At 67.4% G+C, this 22,299-nt stretch carries 16 protein-coding genes; 8 read left to right on the plus strand and 8 right to left on the minus strand.

The genetic code is table 11. The annotated features are described in order from the left end of the window. The first annotated feature begins 72 nt into the window (after nt 1–72). From ACYP33_RS01185 to ACYP33_RS01220, 8 genes are all read left to right on the plus strand, one after another. Nucleotides 73–9,969: a DUF4347 domain-containing protein gene (locus tag ACYP33_RS01185; RefSeq protein ID WP_459619182.1), complete on the plus strand. Its 9,897-nt coding sequence runs from the start codon at nt 73–75 to the stop codon at nt 9,967–9,969. Further along, a complete protein-coding gene (locus ACYP33_RS01190) occupies nt 9,966–11,615 on the plus strand; it encodes a TolC family protein (protein ID WP_459619184.1) in 1,650 nt (549 codons plus the stop codon). The genes ACYP33_RS01185 and ACYP33_RS01190 overlap by 4 nt, the downstream gene beginning before the upstream one ends. Beyond that, a complete protein-coding gene (locus tag ACYP33_RS01195; protein ID WP_459619186.1) occupies nt 11,612–12,415 on the plus strand; it encodes an efflux RND transporter periplasmic adaptor subunit in 804 nt (267 codons plus the stop codon). Before ACYP33_RS01190 ends, ACYP33_RS01195 begins: the two co-directional genes overlap by 4 nt. A 4-nt stretch (nt 12,416–12,419) precedes the next feature. Next, the gene (locus ACYP33_RS01200) at nt 12,420–13,862 is read left to right on the plus strand and encodes an efflux RND transporter periplasmic adaptor subunit (protein WP_459619188.1); all 1,443 of its coding nucleotides are present in this window, start codon (nt 12,420–12,422) and stop codon (nt 13,860–13,862) included. 16 nt (nt 13,863–13,878) lie between these two features. Beyond that, nucleotides 13,879–15,993, plus strand: a complete 2,115-nt coding sequence (locus ACYP33_RS01205) for an HlyD family efflux transporter periplasmic adaptor subunit (RefSeq protein WP_459619190.1) — start codon at nt 13,879–13,881, stop codon at nt 15,991–15,993. Nucleotides 15,994–16,165: 172 nt separating this feature from the next. Next, a complete protein-coding gene (locus ACYP33_RS01210; RefSeq protein ID WP_459619192.1) occupies nt 16,166–16,396 on the plus strand; it encodes a hypothetical protein in 231 nt (76 codons plus the stop codon). Nucleotides 16,397–16,453: 57 nt separating this feature from the next. Continuing rightward, nucleotides 16,454–17,011 (plus strand): hypothetical protein, encoded by a 558-nt coding sequence (locus ACYP33_RS01215; protein ID WP_459619194.1) that lies wholly within the window; start codon nt 16,454–16,456, stop codon nt 17,009–17,011. A 189-nt stretch (nt 17,012–17,200) separates the two neighbouring features. Then, the gene (locus ACYP33_RS01220) at nt 17,201–17,419 is read left to right on the plus strand and encodes a hypothetical protein (RefSeq protein WP_414447461.1); all 219 of its coding nucleotides are present in this window, start codon (nt 17,201–17,203) and stop codon (nt 17,417–17,419) included. A gap of 54 nt (nt 17,420–17,473) precedes the next feature. Here ACYP33_RS01220 and ACYP33_RS01225 read toward each other — a convergent pair whose 3' ends face one another. The 8 genes from ACYP33_RS01225 to ACYP33_RS01260 form a co-directional block, all read right to left on the minus strand. Further along, nucleotides 17,474–17,878 carry a hypothetical protein gene (locus tag ACYP33_RS01225; RefSeq protein WP_459619196.1) on the minus strand — a complete coding sequence of 135 codons (405 nt, stop codon included), beginning with the start codon at nt 17,876–17,878 and terminating at the stop codon, nt 17,474–17,476. Further along, nucleotides 17,853–18,323 carry a hypothetical protein gene (locus ACYP33_RS01230; RefSeq protein ID WP_414447459.1) on the minus strand — a complete coding sequence of 157 codons (471 nt, stop codon included), beginning with the start codon at nt 18,321–18,323 and terminating at the stop codon, nt 17,853–17,855. The genes ACYP33_RS01225 and ACYP33_RS01230 overlap by 26 nt, the downstream gene beginning before the upstream one ends. A gap of 40 nt (nt 18,324–18,363) precedes the next feature. Continuing rightward, entirely contained in the window at nt 18,364–18,600 is a 237-nt protein-coding gene (locus tag ACYP33_RS01235; RefSeq protein WP_414447458.1) for a hypothetical protein, read from the minus strand. 10 nt (nt 18,601–18,610) lie between these two features. Next, nucleotides 18,611–18,823, minus strand: a complete 213-nt coding sequence (gene rpsU, locus ACYP33_RS01240) for a 30S ribosomal protein S21 (protein ID WP_414439341.1) — start codon at nt 18,821–18,823, stop codon at nt 18,611–18,613. 69 nt (nt 18,824–18,892) lie between these two features. After that, nucleotides 18,893–19,162, minus strand: a complete 270-nt coding sequence (locus tag ACYP33_RS01245; RefSeq protein WP_414439342.1) for a hypothetical protein — start codon at nt 19,160–19,162, stop codon at nt 18,893–18,895. A gap of 387 nt (nt 19,163–19,549) precedes the next feature. Then, nucleotides 19,550–20,272 carry an SAM-dependent methyltransferase gene (locus tag ACYP33_RS01250; protein WP_459619199.1) on the minus strand — a complete coding sequence of 241 codons (723 nt, stop codon included), beginning with the start codon at nt 20,270–20,272 and terminating at the stop codon, nt 19,550–19,552. Continuing rightward, entirely contained in the window at nt 20,266–21,102 is an 837-nt protein-coding gene (locus ACYP33_RS01255) for a sugar phosphate isomerase/epimerase family protein (RefSeq protein ID WP_459619201.1), read from the minus strand. Before ACYP33_RS01255 ends, ACYP33_RS01250 begins: the two co-directional genes overlap by 7 nt. 32 nt (nt 21,103–21,134) lie before the next feature. Continuing rightward, entirely contained in the window at nt 21,135–22,295 is a 1,161-nt protein-coding gene (locus ACYP33_RS01260; RefSeq protein ID WP_459619203.1) for a dihydrodipicolinate synthase family protein, read from the minus strand. Nucleotides 22,296–22,299: the final 4 nt, after the last annotated feature.

A 22,299-nucleotide genomic window follows, 5' to 3' on the forward strand; every position in this document is an offset into this window, starting at 1 on the left:
CCGGGCTCGCGTATCGGCCCGGGAGCGCAAGCGCGGCATGGGCCGGGCGCCGCACAGAGGAGAGTCACCGTCATGAAGATCATCAAGCAATGGCTGGCGCGTCAGAATCAGGACGCCGGCCGGCCCACGCCGCGGGTCGCGGCCTCTCCCCTGATACTTGCGCTCGAACCGCGTGTCGTGTACGACGCCTCCGTGGCGGCCATTGCCGCCCAGCCGCACGCGCATGAACACGCGCACGCGGAAACGCATCGCAGCACCGAAACCCATACCGAGGTCGCGGCGGCCAACAGCGCGAACAGCGCGTCGGCCCCGAGCGCCCCGGTGGACAAGCCCGTGCGCAGCGCGGCGCGCTCCACCAGCGATCCGGCCTCCAGCACCACCGGCTCGGCCGGCACCACGGACACCCCCACGCAGGACACGCGTGCGGTCAAGAACGACATCAGCACCGAGATGCCGTCGACCCAGCAGACCCAGGTGGTGTTCATCAATTCGAACGTCGACAACTACCAGACGCTGATCGACGGGCTGCCGGCTGGCACGCAATACGTGGTGCTCGACGCCAATTCCGACGGCCTCGCCCAGATCGCGCAATATCTGCAAACGCACAAGGGCGTGGATTCGATCGCCCTGATCTCGCACGGCAACGACGCCGTGTTCGAGGTCGGCTCGACCCAGATCACCAATGCCAGCCTGGCGACCTACAGCGCGGAACTGGCCCAGATCAGCGCGGCGATGAACCCGGGCGGCGATTTCCTGATCTACGGCTGCGACGTCGCCCAGCAGGCCGACGGTCAGGCGCTGATCCAGCAGATCGCCGCGATCACCCACCTGAACGTGGCGGCCTCGACCGACCCGACGGGCGCCGCCGCACTCGGCGGCAACTGGACGCTCGAATACCAGGTTGGCGACGTGCATTCGGCGCTGGTCGAATCGGCGAGCGCGCAGGCACAGTTCAACGAACTGCTGTTCGACACCAACACGCCGGGGCACGAGTACTACGACCAGGCGGCCCAGGACCAATTCAAGGCGACCGGCTCGTCGCAGTTCACGCTCGACGGCATTGTCTACACGCTCGACCAGGCCGCCAACACGCTTGCGTACAACCCGTCCAACGCCCCGAACGGCGGCGGCAGCGATCTGAGCACCGGGCCGGACGACGGCGTGCTCAGCATCAATGACGATGGTGGGTCGGCGATGAGCAACGTGACCATCTCGCTCGCCAACGGCCATACGTTCAACCTTCAGCAATTCGAGCTGAGTTCGTTCAACGGCGACCTGTTCATTGTGGCGCACTACGCCAACGGCACGTCGAGCCAGCCGATCCAGCTCGCCACGGCCGCCGTGGGCGGCTTCGACGGCGCGGTGCAGTCCCAGCTCGGCAGCGCGTTCAACAATATCGTGTCGTTTTCGCTGATCGACCAGAACGATTCGGGCAGCTTCGAGGTTCAACTCAACAACCTGTTCTACACCGACACCGGCCCGACCGTCACCACCAGCACCTCGCCCGCCAGCACGGCCTGGAGCTCGGCCGACAACGGTGCCGGCACGGGCGGCGCGCCGGTGGCCGTCGACGCGGGCCTGACGCTCAGCGATGGCGGTTCGTCCACGGCCAAGACGGCCACCATCTCGATCACCAATTTCCAGACCGGCGACGTGCTCGGCTTCACGGCGCAGAACGGCATCACCGGCGTCTTCGACCCGACCACCGGCACGCTGACGCTCTCCACCGGCGCCGGCACCGCGACCATCGCGCAATGGCAGGCCGCGCTCGAGTCGGTGACCTACTCCAGCTCGCTGACCTCGCCGAACCTCAACACCACGACGCGCACCGTGTCGTTCTCGTTCAACGACGGCACCTTCGTCAGCAACACCGCCACCCGCAACGTGGCGATCACGGCGACCGACCAGTCGCCGGTGCTCACCAACAGCGGCTCGGCCAGCTACAGCTACCTCGTCGGCTCGAGCGCCGCCGCGGTCGGTTCCAGCGTTCGCGTCAGCGATGCCGACAACACCACGTTCCGCAGCGCCACCATCACGATCGACACCGGCTACGCGACGGGCGACATCCTCAACTTCCAGGCACAGAACGGCATTTCCGCGAGCTACAGCGGCGGCGTGCTGCACCTGACCTCGGGCAACGGCGTCACGCTCGCGCAATGGCAAACCGCACTCGATTCGATCACGTTTTCGACCACGAGCAGCTCCACCGCCCAGCGCGACGTCTCGTTCACGATCAACGACGGAACCAAGGACAGCGCCGCGCTGCATAACACGGTCGCTGTCTCCTCCGGCCCGACGGTCACCCCCGACAGCGGCTCGGCCTCGTTCGTGACCGGAGACAACACGGCCTCGACGCCGGTGGCGGTGGATCCCGGCATCACGATCTCGGACGGCGCCAGCAGCACGCTGAACCAGGCCACGATCCAGATCACCAGCAACTTCCAGGTCGGTCACGACCAGTTGTTTTTCAGCAACAACCCGGCGACGATGGGTGACATCAGCGCCACCTACAACACCAGCACCGGCCTGCTGACGCTGACCTCGGCCAGCGGCACGGCCTCGCTCGCGCAGTTCCAGGCCGCGCTGCGCTCCGTCACGTTCACCAACGACCTGGTGGTGCCGTCGAACGCCACGCGCACGCTCAGCTTCCAGATCAACGACGGCAGCCAGTCCAGCGTGGTGGCCACCCGCACGCTGACCGTGACCGACACCGACCAGACGCCGATCCTCGGCGGCGGCGGCAATACGGTCGGCTTCACGGCGGCCGACAACACCACCTCCACGCCGGTGGTGGTGAACAGCTCGATTACCGTGGCCGATGCGGACGGCGGCCCGATTCACACGGGCACCATCACGATCAGCGGCAACTACCAGGCCACCGACTCCCTGCAGTTCACCGCCAACGCCACGCTTTACGGCGATATCAGCGGCGCGTATACGAACGGCACGCTGACCCTGACCGGGTCCACCGCCACGCTCGCGCAATGGCAGGCCGCGATGCGCTCGATCGCCTTCACGTCGAGCGCCGTCACGCCGTCGAACGCCTCGCGCACCGTTTCGTTCACCGTCAGCGACGGCACCAAGACCAGCACCGCGGTGACCAGCACGGTGACCGTGACCGACACCGACCAGACGCCGCTGATCACCGGCTCCAGCGGCACCGTCACGCTGACCCAGGGCGACAACACCAATTCCACGCCGGTCACGGTGGACAACGGCATCGTGGTGTCCGATCGCGACAACACCACGCTGGCCTCGGCCACCGTCTCGATCGGGAGCTATGACAGCGCCTCCGGCGACGTGCTGCAGTTCGTGGCCAATCCGTCCACGATGGGCAACATCAGCGGCACCTATTCGAACGGCGTACTGACGCTGACCTCGGCGGGCGCCAACGCCACGCTCGCGCAATGGCAGACGGCGCTGCGCTCGATCCAGTTCCAGAACTTCTCGTCGGTGCCGAGCACCACGCCGCGCGTGATCAGCTTCGTGATCAACGACAGCGCCAAGACCAGCACCGCCTGGACCCGCACGGTGGACGTGGCGCTGACCGACCAGACCCCGCTGCTCGCCACCAGCGGCGGCAACACCACCTTCACCTCGGGCGACAACACCGCCTCGACGCCGGTGGCCGTGGATACCGGCCTCACGCTGAGCGACAGCGACAGCGCCACGATGGCCTCGGCCACCGTGGCGGTCACCGGCAACTACCAGCAGGGCGAGGACGTGCTCGCGCTCGGCAGCGGTTCGTTCGGCGACATCACCGCCAGCTTCAACGCCGGCACCGGCGTGCTCACGCTGACCTCGGCCGGCGCCTCGACCACCGCGCAGTGGACCGCCGCGCTGCGCTCGGTCACCTATACCGATACGGCCGTCACGCCGACCAGCGCCACCCGCACGATTTCGTTCGCGGTCAGCGACGGCACCAAGCTCAGCGCGAACGAGACCAAGTCGATCACCGTGGTGGCCACCCACCAGACGCCGGTCCTGACCTCGGGTTCCACCACCAGCCAGAACTATCTGCCGGGCAACTCGGCCAGCAACATCGACAGCAGCATCTCGCTCACCGACCTCAACGTCGGCAGCCCCTCGGCGCTGGTCTCGCTGACGATCACGGTGCGGATCACCTCGGGCTTCCAGAGCGGCGACATCCTGGCCTTCAGCGGCCTGGGCTCGGTGCCGACCAACGGCATCAGCCCGAGCTACAACCCGGCCACCGGCACGCTGACGATCACCTCCACCGGCGGCACGCTCGCGCAATGGCAGAGCGTGCTCGACAACCTGCAGTTCGAGACCGGCAGCAACGCGCCGCTGGGCGCGCGCGCGATCTCGATCACGGTCAGCGACGGCGTGAAGACCAGCACGGCCGCCACCTATTCGATCGACGTGATCAGCTCCGCCCCGGCGCTGGCCACCACCAGCACCGGCAGCGCCAGCTTCGTGGCCGGCGACAACAGCGCCTCCACGCCGGTGGCGATCGATCCGAACCTGACGGTGGCCGATCCGCTCGGCGACGTGGTGGACACCGCGATCGTCGCGATCACGGGCAACCTGCATTCCGGCGAGGATGTGCTCAACTTCACCAACGACGGCATCACGATGGGGGACATCACCGGCACCTTCAACGCGCTGACCGGCGTGCTGGTGATGACGTCGTCGAGCGGCACGGCCACCCTCGCGCAGTGGCAGGCCGCGCTGCATGCGGTGACCTATACCGACACGGCGATCACGCCGACCACGTCCACCCGCAGCGTCGACATCACGCTCAGCGCCGGCGCGCAGACCAGCAACACGCTCACGCGCACCATCACGGTGGCCGACACCGACCAGACGCCGATCATCAGCACCGGCAGCGTCGGCTCGGCCTCGTTCGTGGCCGCCGACAACGCGCCGTCCACCCCGGTCACGATCGACAACGGCATCTCGCTGTCCGATCTGGACAGCACCACGCTGGCCTCGGCCACCGTGCAGGTCGGCACGGGCTTCCACGCCGGCGAGGACGTGCTCGGCTTCACCAACGACGGCCTCACGATGGGCAACATCACGGCCTCGTACGACGCGGTGCACGGCACGCTCACGCTGACCTCGGCCACCGCCAGCGCCACGCTCGCGCAATGGCAGGCCGCGCTGAACGCCGTCACCTACACCGACACCGCCGTCACGCCCGACACCACCACGCGCACCATCAGCTTCACGGTGAACGACGGCGTCAAGACCAGCACCGCGTATTCGCGCGACGTGACGGTGGCCGACACCGACCAGACGCCGATCATCTCGACCGGCAGCACCGGCTCCGCCGCCTTCGTGGCCGGCGACAACGTCGGCTCCACGCCGGTGGTCATCGACAACGGCATCGTGGTGAGCGACCTCGACAACGGCACGCTGGCCTCGGCGACGTTCCAGATCGGCGCGGGCTTCCACGCCGGCGAAGACGTGCTCGGTTTCATCAACGACGGCGCGACGATGGGCAACATCACCGCCAACTACGACGCCGCCACCGGCACGCTGACGCTGACCTCGGTCGGCGCGTTCGCCACGCTCACGCAATGGCAGGCCGCGCTGCGCTCGGTGACCTATACCGATACGGCCATCACGCCCGACACCGCCACCCGCACCATCAGCTTCACGGTGAACGACGGCGTCAAGACCAGCACCGCGCTGTCGCGCAACGTCACCGTGGCCGATACCGACCAGACGCCGATTGTCGGCTCGTCCAGCATCGGCTCGGCCACCTTCGTGTCCGCCGACAACGCGCCGTCCACGCCGGTCGCGATCGACAACGGCATCGCGCTGTCCGACCTCGACAACGCCACGCTGGCTTCGGCCACCGTGCAGATCGGCAGCGGCTTCCATGCCGGCGAGGACGTGCTGTCGTTCATCAACGACGGCTCGATGGGCAACATCGCGGCCTCGTACGACGCCGCCACCGGCACGCTGACGCTGACCTCGGCCACCGGCAGCGCCACGATCGCGCAATGGCAGGCGGCACTGCAATCGGTCACCTACACCGATACCGCCGTCACGCCGAATACCGCCCCCCGCACCATCGACTTCACGGTCAGCGACGGCACCAAGACCAGCGCCACCTACTCGCGCGACGTCGATGTCACCGGCACGGACCAGACGCCGATCCTCACGACCGGCAGCACCGGCTCGGCCGCCTTCGTGGCCGGCGACAACGTCGCCTCCACGCCGGTGGCGATCGACGGCGGCATCGTGGTGAGCGACCTCGACAACGCCACGCTGGCCTCGGCCACATTCCAGATCGGCGCGGGCTTCCACGCCGGCGAGGACGTGCTCGGCTTCATCAACGACGGCGCGACGATGGGCAACATCGGCGCCAACTACGACGCCGCCACCGGCACGCTCACGCTGAGCTCGGTCGGTGCCAGCGCCACGCTCGCGCAATGGCAGGCCGCGTTGCGCTCGGTCACCTACACCGACACCGCCGTCACACCCGACACCGCCACCCGCACCATCAGCTTCACGGTCAACGACGGCACCAAGACGAGCACCGCGCTGTCGCGCAACGTCACCGTGGCCGATACCGACCAGACGCCGATCGTCGGCTCGTCGAGCACCGGTTCGGCCTCGTTCGTGTCCGCCGACAACGCCACGTCCACGCCGATCGCCATCGACAACGGCATCACGCTGTCCGATCTCGACAACGCCACGCTGGCCTCGGCCACCGTGCAGATCGGCAGCGGCTTCCATGCCGGCGAGGACGTGCTGTCGTTCACCAACGACGGCGCCACGATGGGCAACATCACCGCCTCGTACAACGCCGCCACCGGCACGCTCACGCTGACTTCGGCCACCGGCAGCGCCACGCTCGCGCAATGGCAGGCCGCGCTGCAATCGGTCACCTACACCGATATGGCCGTCACGCCCGACTTGGCCACCCGCACCATCGGCTTCTCGGTCAGCGACGGCACCAAGGCCAGCGCCGTCTACTCGCGCGACATTTCCATCACCGACACCGACCAGACGCCGCTGATCGGCTCGTCGAGCACCGGCTCGGCCGCCTTCACGGCCGGCGACAACGTCACCTCCACGCCGGTGGTGATCGACAACGGCATCGGGCTGAACGACCTCGACAATCCCACGCTGGCTTCGGCCACCGTGCAGATCGGTGCGGGCTTCCATGCCGGCGAGGACGTGCTCGCGTTCACCAACGACGGCTCGATGGGCAACATCACGGCGTCGTACAACGCCGCCACCGGCACGCTCACGCTGACCTCGGCCGGCAACACCGCCACGCTGGCGCAATTCCAGGCCGCGCTGCGTTCGGTTACCTACACCGATACGGCCGTCACGCCCGACACCGCCACCCGCACCATCGGCTTCTCGGTCAACGACGGCGCCAAGTCGAGCGCCGTCCTGACGCGCACCGTGACCGTGGCGGATGTCGACCAGACGCCGCTGATCGGCTCGGGCAGCACCGGCTCGGCCACGTTCGTGGCCGGCGACAACGCCGCCTCCACGCCGGTGAAGATCGACAACGGCATCACGCTCTCCGATCGCGACAACTCCACGTTCGCCTCGGCCACCGTGCAGATCGGCAGCGGCTTCCGCGCCGGCGAAGACGTGCTGGCGTTCACCAACGACGGCGCCACGATGGGCAACATCACCGCCTCGTACAACGCCGCCACCGGCACGCTCACGCTGAGTTCGGCCGGCTCGCTGGCCTCGCTCGCACAATGGCAGGCCGCGCTGCGTTCGGTCACCTACACCGACACCGCCATCACGCCGGCCACCGCCGCACGCACGCTGATCTTCTCGGTCAACGACGGCGTGAAGACCAGCGCACCGTACGTGCGCACGGTGACCGTGGCCGACACCGACCAGACGCCGCTGATCGGCTCGACCAGCACCGGTTCGGCCGCGTTCACGGCCGGCGACAACGTCGCCTCCACGCCGGTGGTGATCGACAACGGCATCACGCTGTCCGACCGCGACAACTCCACGTTCGCCTCGGCCACCGTGCAGATCGGCGCGGGCTTCGCGGCCGGCGAGGACGTGCTAGCGTTCACCAACGACGGCGCCACGATGGGCAACATCACCGCCTCGTACAACGCCGCCACCGGCATGCTCACGCTGAGTTCGGCCGGTTCGCTCGCCTCGCTCGCGCAATGGCAGGCCGCGCTGCGTTCGGTCACCTACACCGACACCGCCGTCACGCCGGCCGCCGCCACGCGCAGCATCAGCGTCAGCGTGAATGACGGCGAGAAGTCGAGCGCCGCGATCTCGCGCACCGTGACCGTGACCGACGTGGACCAGACGCCGGTCGCGACGCCGGGCAGCACCGGTTCGGTGGCCTTCGTGTCCGGCGACAACGTGGTGTCCACGCCGGTGGCGATCGCGAGCGGCATCACGCTGACGGACCGCGACAACGCCACGCTGGCCTCGGCCACCGTGCAGATCGGCGCGGGCTTCCGTGCCACGGAGGATGTGCTCGCGTTCGCCAACGACGGCGCCACGATGGGCAACATCACGGCCAGCTACGACGCCACCACCGGCACGCTGACGCTGAGTTCGGCCGGCTCGACCGCCACGCTCGCGCAATGGCAGGCCGCGCTGCGTTCGGTCACCTACACCGATACGGCCGTCACGCCGAACACGGCGGCGCGCACGGTGATCGTCTCCGTAAACGACGGCGTCAAGACCAGCGCGCCGATCACGCGCACGGTGACGGTCACGGCCACGCACCAGACGCCGGTGCTCGGCGCCGACGACACGCAACTGAGCTACACCGCCGACGGCAAGACCACCTCGACGGTCGCGGTCGGCACCGGCATCACGCTGACGGACCGTAACGGCAGCCCGCCCACCAGCGCCACGGTGTCGTTCGGCGGCAGCTTCGACGCCCGCCACGACGTGCTGAGTTTCGTGCCGAGCGCGGCCACCGGCGACATCCAGGCCAGCTTCAACGCCGCCACCGGCACGCTCACGCTGGTCTCGGCCAGCGGCACGGCCACCGTCGCGCAATGGCAGGCCGCGCTCACCGCGGTCGGCTACACCGACACGCAAGCCGAGCGCGCCGACGGCACGCGCACCATCGTGTTCTCGATCAGCGACGGCACCAAGACCAGCGCCCCGCTCACGCGCACGCTGCAGATCGTGGGCGTGCCGGCCCAGGTGGGCACGGCGATCCTGCCGCAATGGGTGCTGACGCCCGCCGCGAAGACGCTCGAGCGTGGCAGGGCCATCACCACCGACCTGCTGCGCGCCGCGCCGCTGCTCGCCGCCAACACGCTCGGCAGCTCCGACGGCGTGTCGAACGGGTTGATCGTGCTCGACGCGTTCAACGCGGACGCCAACGGCCTCGGCCGCGACGTCGGCGCCATCACGCCGCGCCAGACCTTCACGTTCGCCACCCACGACGCGCGCTCGAACTCGCTTGGCGACACCTTCGTCCAGCCGCTCGATTCGCTCGTGCCGGCCAGCCTCGACGCCACGCCGTCGGCCGCGCACCTGCTGCCGGCCGTGGATGTCCACCCGCTGCATCAGTCGGGCCAGGGCTTCGCGCTCAACGTCAAGCCGCTGCTGCATGCGCCGAACGCCGCCGCCGCGCCGAACCCGGCCGACACCGCCGTCACGCTCGCCAACGGCGCGCCGCTGCCGGCCTGGCTGCACTACGACGCCACCACCGGCGTGCTGAGCGGCACGCCGCCGGCCGGCGTGCACGAAGTGCGCGTGACGCTGATCCAGCACGACGCCGCCGGCAACCTGGTGCGCCGCGAAGTCGTGATGCGTCTCGACGCGCACGGCCCGGCCGCCAAGGCCCCCGCGCATGGCCCGACCCATCAGCCCGCCACGCCGCATGCCACGCCGCATGCCGCGCTGCCGGCCGCCAAGGCATCGCTCGCCGCGCAGTTCGCGAATGCACTCGCTTCACTGCACGTCACGCATCAGGACGCCGTGCCGACCGACCGTCAAGCCGCCGCCATCAACGGGGAACGCCGCTCATGAAATCCGCTTTCGCCAATCCACTCGCCCATTTTTCGAAGAGACCCGCTGACGTGAAAAACAAGACGCTCCGGGGACGCGCACCGCGTCCCGCCCTGCTCGCGGCCGCCCTCGCCGTCGTCTGGCTGTCCGGCTGTGCCATCAAGCCGGCCCCGTTCACCGATGCCGAGCGCGCCGACACGGCCCGCACCGACCGCGTGGCGATGTTCTCGAACCAGCAGGCGGTGAGCGGCCCGATCACGCTCGACGAGGCGATGGCCCGCGCGATCCGCTACAACCTCGACCATCGCCTGAAGATGATGGAAGAGGCGCTGGCCCAGCGTCAGCTCGACCTGTCGAACTTCGACCTGCTGCCGAAGCTGACCGCCGCGGCCGGCTACACGAACCGCAACCACGAACTCGCTTCGTCGTCCGAAGGCCTGTACACGCGCGATCAGTCGTTGATTCCGTCGTACTCGACCGACAAGAACAGCCGCACGGCCGACCTGAACCTGTCCTGGAACATCCTCGATTTCGGCGTCAGCTACTTCGAGGCCAAGGAACAGGCCGACCGCGTGCTGGTGCTCGAACAGCGCCGCCGCAAGGTCGTGCAACTGATGATGCAGCAGGTGCGCGAGGCCTATTGGCAAGCGGCCGGCGCGCAGCGCCTGCATGACCGCATCGGCCCGCTGCTCGACCAGGCCGGCTCGGCGCTCGACGATTCGCGCAAGACGCAGGCGCAAGGCCTGCGCTCGCCGATCGAGACGCTGAACTACCAGCACGCGCTGCTCGACCTGATGCGCCAGCTCGAAGCCGTGCGCGACCAGCTGGAGGAAGCCAAGCCGCGTCTGGCCTCCCTGATGAACCTGGAGCCGGGCAAGGACTTCACGCTGGCCGCCGGCAACGATTTCAAGGTGCCGACCTTCGACATGGCCATGCCGAAGATGGAAGACGTGGCGCTGCAACGCCGCCCGGAACTGGTCGAAGCCAGCTACAACGAGCGCATCAGCGTCAACGAAACGCACAAGGCGATGGCCAAGCTGCTGCCGGGCATCGAGTTCAGCCTCGGCGCGCATTACGACAGCAACAGCTTCCTCGTCTACAACGCGTGGCGTGCGGCCGGCATCAGCGTGAGCTGGAACCTGCTGAACCTGCTGAACGTGCGCAACATCCGCGGCACGGCCCAGGCCCAGCTCGACGTGGCCAAGATGCAGCGCATGGCGCTGAACATGGCGGTGCTCACGCAGGTGCACGTCGCGCGCAGCGAACTGGCCGCCAAGACGCGCCAGTTCGATCTGTTCAAGCAGATGAACGATGTCGACGGCCAGATCCTCGAACACACGCACAACGCCACCGTCGCCAACGCGCAGGGCAAGCTCGAGGAAATCCGCATCGCCACGCAGGCGATGATGTCGGAGCTGCGCCTGTATCAGAGCTACGGCGAACTCGAAAGCGCCTACGGCCAGATGCTCGCGACGCTCGGCCTCGACCCGGTCAGCGACAAGCTGAACGGCCAGGATCTCGCCTCGATCCAGAAATCGATCGTCGAAGCCCAGCAACGCTGGGACGTGATGGCGCAAGGCGGCGACCTGGCCGCCGCCGTGCCGGCCAAACCGGGCCCGACGCTCACCGCAGCCGCCGCGCTCGACGCAGGAGCCGTACAGAAATGAAGCAGTTCCGGCACTACCGGGCAGCCGGCGCAGCCGCGCTGCTCGTGGCATCACAGTTCGTCCTGGCGGCGCCGCCCGCGCAGCCGGCCCCCGCGCCGGTTGCCGCACCCGTGGCGTCGGCGGCCCCCGCCGCCGGCAACGCCGATTCGCGTATCCGCATCCAGCTCGTCTCGCGCGACCAGGTGGACGTGTCGAGCGAAATCTCCGCGAAGATCGCCTCGCTGCCGTTCCGCGACGGCGATGCGTTCCGCGCCGGGCAGACGCTCGTCACGCTCGACTGTTCGCTGTACAACGCGCAATTGCACAAGGCCCAGGCCGATGCCGACGGCGCGCGCGACCTGCTCGACACCAACCGCAAGCTGCTCGCGCTGCATTCGATCGGCCAGCTGGAAGTGCAGCAGGCGCAGGCCAAGCAGAAGGCCAGCGCCGCCGACGTGGCCTACATGTCGGCCACCGTGCGCAAATGCGCGATCGCCGCGCCGTTCGACGGCCGCGTGTCCAAGCGCAGCGCCTCGCCGCAGCAGTTCGCCGAACCGGGCAAGCCGCTGCTGACGATCGTCGACACCAGCCATCTCGAACTGAAGATGATCGTGCCGTCGAAGTGGCTGGCCTGGCTCAAGCCGGGCCACGCACTGAGCGTGCAGGTGGACGAAGTCGGCAAGACCTACCCCGCCAAGGTGGCGCGGATCGGCGCACGCGTCGATCCCGTCACGCAGACGGTGGACGTCACCGCCGCGCTCGATTCGGGCGCGCCGGACCTGCTGCCCGGGATGAGCGGCTGGGCTACTTTCGCGCGGTGACGGCATGACGGCAACACGGATGGCGGACGATGCGGCGCAGGTTCGCATCGACGGCCAGCAGCTCGCGCTGCTCTGGCAATTGTCGGCGCGCACGCGCGCCGCGGCGACCGAGACCACGCTCGGCTTCACGATCGTCAACGAGACGCTGGCGCTGGTGCCGTATCGGCAGGCCGCCTGGTGGCGCGGCGACACGCCCGGTCATGTCGCCGCCGTGTCGGGCTTGCCGCAAAGCGACCCGAACGCACCCTACGTGCAGTGGCTCGGCCAGTTGTGCAAGGCGCTCGCGCGCGGCCTGCAAAGCGCGCCGCCCGAAGCCGCCGGCGCCCGCGTGGAAGGCGCGGGCGCGCCCGTGCTGCCCGCGCGCCCGCGCGTGCGCACCTTCACCGCCGCCGATCTGCAGGCCGATGCGCAGCATGTGGCCGACGAATGGAGTGCGTGGTGGCCGGCGCATGGCGCCTGGCTGCCGCTGACCGACCGCGGCGGCCGCGCCGTGGGCGGCGTGGTGTTCGCGCGCGACGACGCCTGGACCGCCACCGACACCGCCCTGCTGACCGAGCTCGGCCAGGTCTGGGCACATGCCTTCGAATCGTTCGCACCGCGCGCCACCTGGCGCGAACGCGCGCGCGTCCTGCTCAAGCCCGGCCGCCAGCAGCGCCGCGTGCTGATCGGCCTGGTCGTGCTGTGCGTGATCCCGGTGCGGCTCACGGTGCTCGCGCCGGCCGAAGTCACGCCGAAGGACCCGTTCGTGGTGCGCGCGCCGCTCGACGGCGTGATCGACCATCTGTACGTGCGGCCGAACCAGCCGGTGCAGAAAGGCACGCCGCTGCTCGGCCTCGACGCCACCACGCTGCAATCGCGCTACGCCGTGGCGCGCAAGGATTTCGACACCGCGCAGGAAGAATTCCGCCAGACCGCCCAGCTTGCCGTCACCGACGACAAGACCCGCCTCGACATGGCCGAGCGCCAGGGCAAGCTCGATCAGAGCCGCGTCGAACTCGACTACACCGCGCGCCAGCTCGCACGCGTGAGCGTCAGCGCGCAGCGTGCCGGCGTGGCGATCTTCAGCGATCCGAACGAATGGACCGGCAAGGCCGTCGCCGTCGGCGAGAAGATCCTCGTGCTGGCCGACCCGGATCACGTGGAAGTGACCGCGTGGCTGCCGGTGGCCGACAACATCGACATCAAGCCGGGCACCGTGCTCACGCTGTATCCGAAGAGCTCGCCGCTGTCGAGCTACGACGCGCGCATCGATTCGGTGGCCTGGCGCGCCGAGCCGACACCCGACGGCGTGCTCGCCTATCGCGTACGTGCCACGCTCGACGCCGGCGACGCCCATGCGCCGCTCGGCGCGATGGGCACCGCGCGCATCCGCGGGCCGTGGGTACCGGCGATCTATTACGTGCTGCGCCGTCCGTTGACGCTGGCTCGCCAGTGGCTCGGCTGGTAAGTCGGGAATCCGAACCATGTCCCGACTTCCGCCGCTGCGCCAGGAACTGACGCTCTCGCCCGGCGCCGCCACGCCCGAGGGCTCGCCCACCTGGATGCTGCACGACCCCGCTGCCAACCGCTTCTTCCAGATCGGCTGGCCCGCGTTCGAGCTGCTGTCGCGCTGGCCGCTCGACGATCCGCACGCGATCGTCGAAGCCGTCAACCGCGATACCACGCTGACCGTCACGCTCGACGATCTCGAGGCGCTGCTGCGCATGCTGCGCCAGCAGAACCTGCTGGTCAGCGCCAGCGCGGCCGACACCGCCCGCCTCGAACAGCACGAAGCCGCGCATCATGTGTCGCGCGCGATGTGGCTGCTCAAGCATTACCTGATGATCCGGATTCCGCTGTGGCATCCGATGCCGTTCCTGCGCGCCACCGCGCGCTACGTGGCGTTCGCGTTCAAGCCCGCGTTCTGGTACGGCGTGGCCGCCGTCGCGCTGCTCGGGCTGTTTCTCGTGTCGCGGCGCTGGGACGAATTCCTGCATACGTTTCACGGTTACGCCGACTGGCGCGGGCTGGTCGGGGTGGGCATCGCGCTCGGCTTCGCCAAGGTGCTGCACGAGTTCGGGCACGCCTACACCGCGCAGCGCAACGGCTGCCGCGTGCCGACCATGGGCGTGGCGCTGCTGGTGATGGTGCCGGTGCTCTACACCGACACCACCGAGGCGTGGAAGGTGCAGGACCGCCGCGAACGGCTGCGGATCGGCTCGGCCGGCATGCTCAGCGAGCTGGCGCTCGCCGCGTTCGCGACGCTGGCCTGGAGCCTGTTGCCCGACGGGCCGCTGCGCGCCGGCGCGTTCCTGCTCGCCACCACCACCTGGGTAGCCACGCTCGGCATCAACGCCAGCCCGTTCATGCGTTTCGACGGCTATTTCCTGCTGTCCGACTGGCTCGACATGCCGAACCTGCACGACCGCGCGTTCGCGATCGGCCGCTGGTGGATGCGCGAACGGCTGTTCGGGTTCGGCGATCCGCAGCCCGAGCCGTGCAGCGCGCAGCGGCGGCGCTTCCTGATCGGTTTCTCGTTCGCCACCTGGCTGTATCGGCTGGTCGTGTTCATGTCGATCGCGCTGGTGATCTACCACGCGTTCTTCAAGGTGCTCGGCATGCTGCTGTTCTGCATCGAGTTCGGCTGGTTCATCGCGCGGCCCGTGTGGCGCGAGGCGCAGCACAGCTGGCAGCGCCGCGACGAACTGCGCTGGTGCCGCGAAACGCGGCGCAGCGCCTTGATCGGCATCGCGCTGGTGGCGTTCTTCGTGTTGCCGTGGCATGCCGGCGTGAGCGCGCCCGCCGTGCTGGCGCCCGAGCGCGCGCAGGGGCTGTACACCGTCGAGCCCGGCTATCTGGCCGAGACGCCCCCGCCCGCCCGTGACGGGCAGCGCGTAAAGGCCGGCGAGACGCTGGCCGTGCTCGTCTCGCCCGATCTGGAGGCGAAGCTGGCCGCCGCGACGGCCGAGGAAGCGCGGCTGCACTGGGAAGTCGACCAGCAATCGTTCGACGACCGCTTGCAGCAGCAAGGCACCGCGCTCGTGAAGCACTGGGATTCGACGCGGCAGACGGTGGAAGGCTTGCGCGCGGAGATCGCGCAACTGACGATTCGCGCGCCGTTCGACGGCACCGTGCAGGCCAACGACGACGCACAGGCGGCCGGCACCTGGCTGCCGCGCGGCGAGCGGCTGTACGACATCGTGGCGCCTGGCGCCGTAAAGGGCGACGCGTACGTCGATGAGCACGACGTGACCCGGCTGCAAGCCGGGCAGACGGCGACGTTCGTCGCCAACCTGCCCGAACTGGCCGCGCGCCGCTGCAAAATCGAGGCGATCGACAAGGTCAACGTGGCCACGCTCGACGAGCCGACCGTGGCCAGCACCTACGGCGGGCCGATTCCGGCCGAGCAGGACCCGAAGACGCATCAGATCGTGCCGTTGCAGGCCACCTGGCAGGTGCGGTTCGCCGGATGCGACGGCAAGCCGGGGCTCGGGCGCGAGGTGCCGGGCACGGCGCAGTTGGGGGCCGGGCGGGAGAGCTATCTCGGCAGCGGCGTGCGATTCGTGGCGGCGGTGTTGCAGCGGGAAGTGGGGTTTTGAACGCGAAACCGCAATCGCAAACGTTTTAAAAAAATAGGCCGTCGAATATTCGACGGCCTATTTTCTTTCAAATAAATAACGGCTATCAAAACAAAAACGATTGCCGCTCGATTTGCACAAGATAACCCCGCAAACGTCGATAAAACAACCGCACCCGAGATGCAAGAAGTGAATGACGAAGATTATTTACTTCGCGATGCAGAATAATGCGACGCGATATCCGAAAAGAGAACCGACAAAAATGAATAAGCAGGCCAGACTGGGGATGGGGTGCGGGGTGTCGATCGTGGCGCTGCTCACGGCGGGATGCGCCGCCGTGGTAGACGGCGTCCATCAACCGGTGTCCGTGACGATGCGTTCGAGCGATGGCCAGGACATTGCCGACGCCACCTGCAAGCTCTAAAACGCAAAGGGCATCTGGTATGCGACGACACCGGGTTCCGTCGTCGTGCATCGCTCCATGAGCCGTTTGCAGGTGTCGTGCACGAAGCCCGATGCGACGGCCGCGAGTGCCTCGACCGAGTCGCACCTGGACGGCTGGATATTCGGCAATATCGCAATCGGCGGCCTGATCGGGCTGGCTGTCGACCTGGGAACGGGCGCCGGCTTCAAGTACCCCCGCAGCATCACGATCGCCGATCGCAACGACGGCACCGTGCCGCCCGTCGATTCCGCACGCAATGCCGCGATCCTGCCGGCCGTGCGACGCGGCGTTACCGGCGACGCCCCGACCCTGGTGGCGGCACATGCCGACCTCGACGACATGTGCAAGACGAGCGGCGGCACACCGGCCGTGGAAGTGATCGAGACGTCGCGGCACGGCAGCGTCGACGTGCGAGCCGGCCAGTTCATCGGGCCGGACACGCAAGCCGCGCGCGCCTGCCCAGGCGGAAAAATCTACGGCACCCAGATCTACTACCAGGCCAATGCCAATTTCCACGGCCGCGATCGCGTGCGTTACGTCGTGGCGACGGCAACCGGACGCTTCGAGCGCGAAGTGGATATCGACGTCAATTGAACGGGCCGTGTATCAGCCGTAACGATGTGTTTCACCGCAGAGAGGCCCGTTGCGGTTGCAACACGCACGGGCCTCTCCCCGTTCCGATCAAGCCCGTATTTTGCTGTATGCTGAAAGTTCTGCTGTTGAACGTTCACCCCGGATCGCCGCATCTGCCACCACGCCGACCCACAATATCGCGAGGTCGCCATGGCTCAACACCGGTTCAGCATTCCACGCGCGGCACTGACGGCGCTGCATCACGACGTGTCCGAATGGATCGCCACCCGAGGCATGTTTCTACGGGACATGCCGGAGTTCATGATCTCGGGAGCAAGCGATGCGACCTTGCCCATTCTGTACACCGCCCAGCTCGAAGAAGCCTTCTTCCTTGCCTATCCGCATTGGGGGCAATACATCGTCAAGTGAGTGAATCGGCGCCATCGCAATGGATAAATGCAGCAGCGCACCGGGCCTGCCCGTCTAGATCTGGACGTAGTGTTTCAGATATCGAGAGCATGCCTCTCTGAGGAGAATTTGGTTCTCCCGAGCATCGGCAGGAAGCACGTCGAACGCCGTACGCGTCGACAGGAACGACACGACAAACGTCGGACCATACGCGGCATGCATGGCATGTGCGACATGGAACGATGCGTGGATCAAACAGATTCGATCACGCCAGTCGCATTTCATGCCTTGATGGGCAATCCATTCCCGCAACAATTCCACGAGCTGGGTAATGGACAACCACATGTTCAATTTTTGCTTCGCGGCCAACTGAGCAATGACGAGGAAGTACAACAGGCCGACATACCTCATGAACGCACGCTTTCCGGCGGGGCGATAGTTCATATCGATTTCTTTATCGTGACCGTGAAGGCGTTTCAAGGCGACCTGCTGCCGCCAGCCATTCAATCACCGTCGTTTTTTTCAACAAGATGCGCTCGCACACCCATTTGGTTTCGAACAAGCCCGTGCCTTCGGCCGTTTCGATCAAGCCGGCGTAGATATCGACTTCCCGACGCATTGCGCAATGCAAACTGTGCAAGGCGGTCGCACCCTTTTGATCGGCCACACAGGCACCCGCTGGCGTGATCGACGTATCCGACTCGGCCTCGTAATCTGCCTCATCCACGTCGTTGATCCGCCTGACGCACTGACCCAGCAGCCATCGCTGCTCGATCGTCTGATCGAGAACGGCGTCCATTTTCAGACGTTGCTCATCATGCAGCGAAGCACACGCGAGAATCCGTCTCACGCATTGCTCGGTGTGCCCGGCCAGGGCACGCGCCTCATGTAGTCCGTCCAACAGATCGCCTCGACGCTGCGACATGGTGGTCACCTCCAGGAAGGTAGACGATTCGCGACACCAATCAGCCAGACGGGCTCGGCTTGCTTTGCGGATCGGGCGTGATGCTCATTGCCTTTTCAATCGCGGCAATCAGCTTGAACGCATCCTCCCGACCTAGCGTGAAGCCGCGATTGGAATACTCGCAGCCGAACGCATAGTAGGTCGGCAGCAGGGTCAACATGTGGGTGTCCTGATTGAAGTCCACCTCGCAACCTGTCATTGCGAAACACGTCCTGCCTGCAAGGTGCGTCACTTCCATATTCCGCTCCTCAATACAGCTTCCGAGGCGGCATGGCACGCTTGATTCGAGCCCGTTGCCGGGACACCGCGCTGGCGGATTTGCGCTTGCGTTCCGTGGTCGGCTTCTCGTACGCGCAGCGATCCCGAAGCTCCTGAATCAAACCCGTTCTCTGGATTTCCCTTCGGAACCGACGCAGCGCCACTTCGATGGGTTCGTCGACCTTGAGCACGACTTTAGTCATGGCGCCCCCGCATGGAAGCGTTGCGTTTCAGCGATGCACCGCGAGCGCGCGGGATAGAACGAACCACACTCATGCCAACATCCAATTTTCACCGCCATTTTTATCGATGACACCTTCCGCAAACTTGAGCGACGCACGTCGCGCTTCACCTGCGGTCGTGAACGGCAGCGTCTCGTGCAGCTTGAACGTGTCGCTGTAGGTCGCAACGGGGCCGTACCGGCAGATTTTGACGGCGGCGGAAAAGCCATCGTCGTAATTGCGCCCGGAACCCGGCGACGACGCCGTATGGGGGTAAACCAGCGGATAGATTTCAAACCCGCGATACCAATGCATGCTCATGATCGCCTCCTGGCGAACAGCAGTAGCCAATGCCGTGAAGTGAGAAGGATTTTCCGAATGGAGCGGATTCGGAATTTTCGATAGATAGGACGTCGAACAATCGACGAAAGAGCCCCGAGGGAAGGTAACGCACGTCGGGGCAAATCGGCCGGGAGGGAAGGTGTGGCCTGGAACCGTGACTCATCATACACCGCTTGTTCGCGGCGAACGGCGCGAGGCCGGGAATTTATTTCGAACTGCGGTGCTCACCGGGCAAGCATTCGACCGAAGATGGGCGGCCTGAAACGATCGACGATCGGGCTGCGGCACGCTGCGCATGCGCCCCGTGCGGCGGTTCGAGAGCCACGCGGCACGGCTCGATCACGGGGGCCGCCAATGACTTGGGTATCAAAGCTCCCGAGCTGGCTCGCCCGCCGCGGCTTCGCGTCGCGCGGGCCAGTAATACAACGCCGACGAACTGAGCGGACCGGCGCGCTGCAACGACGCCGCCACCTGCCGGTCACGAAACCAGAACGACAGCGACACCACCGGCGTGCCCGGCCTGACGCTCCGATCGAGCAACTCGGCGATCGCACGCATCGGCTTGATCATCAGATAGCACGTCACCGCGTGCGCCTCGGTCAGATCGCATGCGAGAAAGTTGGCATGCCGAAGCGTCAGGTTCGCCAGGTTCCGGGCACGAACCCGCGACACCCAATACGGCAACGGCGAAATCTCGATCCCGCGAATCTCGGCGTGGGGAAATGCGTTGGCCAGCGCGATCGCCAGGGAACCCCATCCAGAACCGAGTTCGTACACCACGGCGCCGTCGGCCAGACCGGCTTGCCTGAGCAGCGCGACCACATCCTCGGCCGCCCGCGCGCTCGACGACAGCGGCGGGACGCCGGTCCGAAGCTGATACAGCAGGAGCGAGAGGCAACCGATCACCACAATCGCGACGGCGGCGACCGGAAGGACCTGATGCAGCACCACGGATGCGAGGGACATGGGATTCGGCGACGATGGATCGATGCGTGACGGCGGAGCGTGTGCATCGTAGCGGATCTGGCGAACCACGTCGCCAGACTCACCCCGGTCGGGGCCGAATCGATCGTGCCAGTCAGTCAGCACACGCTGACGAGCGCATCGGCACAGCGCCGCAGCACGTCGTCGGGTGCCTGCCGCCACCATCGGTCGCGAGAGAAGATTTCCACTTCGGCAAGCCCCCGATAACCGGCCGCCTCGACCTGGCGCCGGATTCCTGCCAGATCGACCACGCCGTCGCCCATCATGCCGCGATCGAGCAGCATGTCGCGCGTGTCGCGCAGCCAGTCGCTCAGGTGGAACGCCAGCAAGCGCCCCGTCGCCCCCGCTTCGTCGATCGAGGCCCCCAGCATCGGGTCCCACCAGCAGTGATAGATATCGGCCGCGACGCCCAGCCAGCGCGCCCCTTCTGGCTCCAGTTCCCGGCAGATCGACAGCGCCTGCGCGAGCGTGTTGACCACCGACCTGTCCGCCGCATACATGGGATGCAACGGCTCGATCGCGACCGGCACGCCCGCTTGTTGCGCGTGATCGAGCAGGCTGGCGATACCGTCGCGCACTTGCGATCGTGCGCCGGCCAGGTCCCGCCCCGTCTCGCCCAGGCCGCCCACCACCAGCACGAAGCAATGAGCCTCCAGCAAGGCGGCCTGATCCAGCGCGCGCCGGTTCGCCTCGATGTTCGCGCGCCGCTCGGCTTCGGTGGCGGCGGGAAAGTACGTCGAGCGGCAGTAGCCGGTCACCGCCAGGCCCAACGCACGAATCTGGGCCGCGATGGCCGGGGCGTGCGCGGCGTCGAGCTCATGCCGCCAGGGCGCGATGCCGCCGAAGCCCGCGCGCGCGATCCGATCAATCGTCACGGCAAGCGGCTCGCGGTGCCCCAGCGTGGCCGTATTGATCGAGCAACGATCGAGCGTCAAGGGCTGCAGGGCCGCCCCGCCCGCGCGCATCGTCATGCGATCCCGAACGTCGCCATCGTGCCGCGCATGCGGTCGACGGCGAGTTCGGGGTCCCGCAGCAGGTTGGCCTGATCGGCGAGCCGGAACACGTCGGCCAGATAGCGCGGCGGACGCATGCCGTGATGGCCGCCAAGCATGTAGGCATGAGGCTGGAAGCCGTTCAGATAGGCGAGAAACACCACGCCGGTTTTGTAGAACTGGGTGGGCGCACGAAAGATGTGCCGCGACAGCGGCACGGTCGGCGCAAGCAACGCGTGATAGCGATCGAGCTGCCCGGCGGCAAGCGCCGCCAGTGCCTGCGAGGCGGCCGGCGCGATCGCATCGAACACGCCGAGCAGCGCATGCGAATAACCCGCCTCGTCGCCGGCAATCAGCTCCGGGTAATGGAAATCGTCGCCGGTGTACATCCGCACCGAGGCCGGCAAGCGACGCCGGAACGCGATCTCCTTGCCGGCGTCGAGCAGCGAGATCTTGATGCCGTCGATCCGGCCGGCGTGCGCCTCGATGATCGACGCGCACACGTCCGCCGCCTCGGCGAAACCGTCATGCCCCCAGTAACCGGCCAGCGCGGGATCGAACGCCTCGCCGAGCCAATGCAGGATCACCGGCTGGTCGCACAAGGACAGCACCTTGGCGTAGACGCGCACGTAATCGTCCGGCGAGGTCGCGACCCTGGCCAGCGCGCGGCTCGCCATCAGGATGATGCGGCTGCCCACGCGCTGCACGGCCTCGATCTGCTCGGCATAGGCGCGCACCACGTCGTCGCAGTCGCGCGCCGCGTAGGGGTCGAGATGGTCGGTGCCGCAGCCGGACGCCACGCGCGCGCCGGGCAAGCCGCGCGTGGCGTCGAGCGTGCGCGCGATCAACTCGAGCGACAGCGGCCACGACAGCCCCATGCCGCGCTGCGCGGTGTCCATCGCCTCGGCAATGCCGAGCCCCTGCCCGATCAGGTGGCGTCGGTAGTCGAGCGTGCGCGCCCAGTCGATGGCGGCCGGCTCGTTCAGTTCGCCGCTGGCGAGCGGGTCGGCCACCACGTGGGCGGCCGAATAGGCGATCCGGTTGAACGGCGCGGACGGCGCCACGACGGGCAGCGGCGTGCCGCGCACGGTGTAGGTGTCGATGCCGCCGGAGCGGCCGGGAAGCTTGATATGCATGATC

It is taken from the genome of Burkholderia sp. 3C (assembly GCF_054589155.1).

What these genes read in the sequence shown, in the direction of transcription:
- ACYP33_RS01260 (WP_459619203.1), bottom strand. Translation starts at nt 22,295, where the DNA reads ATGCATATCAAGCTTCCCGGCCGCTCCGGCGGCATCGACACCTACACC.
- ACYP33_RS01210 (WP_459619192.1), top strand. Translation starts at nt 16,166, where the DNA reads ATGACGAAGATTATTTACTTCGCGATGCAGAATAATGCGACGCGATAT.
- rpsU (WP_414439341.1), bottom strand. Translation starts at nt 18,823, where the DNA reads ATGACTAAAGTCGTGCTCAAGGTCGACGAACCCATCGAAGTGGCGCTG.
- ACYP33_RS01215 (WP_459619194.1), top strand. Translation starts at nt 16,454, where the DNA reads ATGAGCCGTTTGCAGGTGTCGTGCACGAAGCCCGATGCGACGGCCGCG.
- ACYP33_RS01220 (WP_414447461.1), top strand. Translation starts at nt 17,201, where the DNA reads ATGGCTCAACACCGGTTCAGCATTCCACGCGCGGCACTGACGGCGCTG.
- ACYP33_RS01195 (WP_459619186.1), top strand. Translation starts at nt 11,612, where the DNA reads ATGAAGCAGTTCCGGCACTACCGGGCAGCCGGCGCAGCCGCGCTGCTC.
- ACYP33_RS01245 (WP_414439342.1), bottom strand. Translation starts at nt 19,162, where the DNA reads ATGAGCATGCATTGGTATCGCGGGTTTGAAATCTATCCGCTGGTTTAC.
- ACYP33_RS01200 (WP_459619188.1), top strand. Translation starts at nt 12,420, where the DNA reads ATGACGGCAACACGGATGGCGGACGATGCGGCGCAGGTTCGCATCGAC.
- ACYP33_RS01185 (WP_459619182.1), top strand. Translation starts at nt 73, where the DNA reads ATGAAGATCATCAAGCAATGGCTGGCGCGTCAGAATCAGGACGCCGGC.
- ACYP33_RS01230 (WP_414447459.1), bottom strand. Translation starts at nt 18,323, where the DNA reads ATGTCGCAGCGTCGAGGCGATCTGTTGGACGGACTACATGAGGCGCGT.
- ACYP33_RS01235 (WP_414447458.1), bottom strand. Translation starts at nt 18,600, where the DNA reads ATGGAAGTGACGCACCTTGCAGGCAGGACGTGTTTCGCAATGACAGGT.
- ACYP33_RS01190 (WP_459619184.1), top strand. Translation starts at nt 9,966, where the DNA reads ATGAAATCCGCTTTCGCCAATCCACTCGCCCATTTTTCGAAGAGACCC.
- ACYP33_RS01205 (WP_459619190.1), top strand. Translation starts at nt 13,879, where the DNA reads ATGTCCCGACTTCCGCCGCTGCGCCAGGAACTGACGCTCTCGCCCGGC.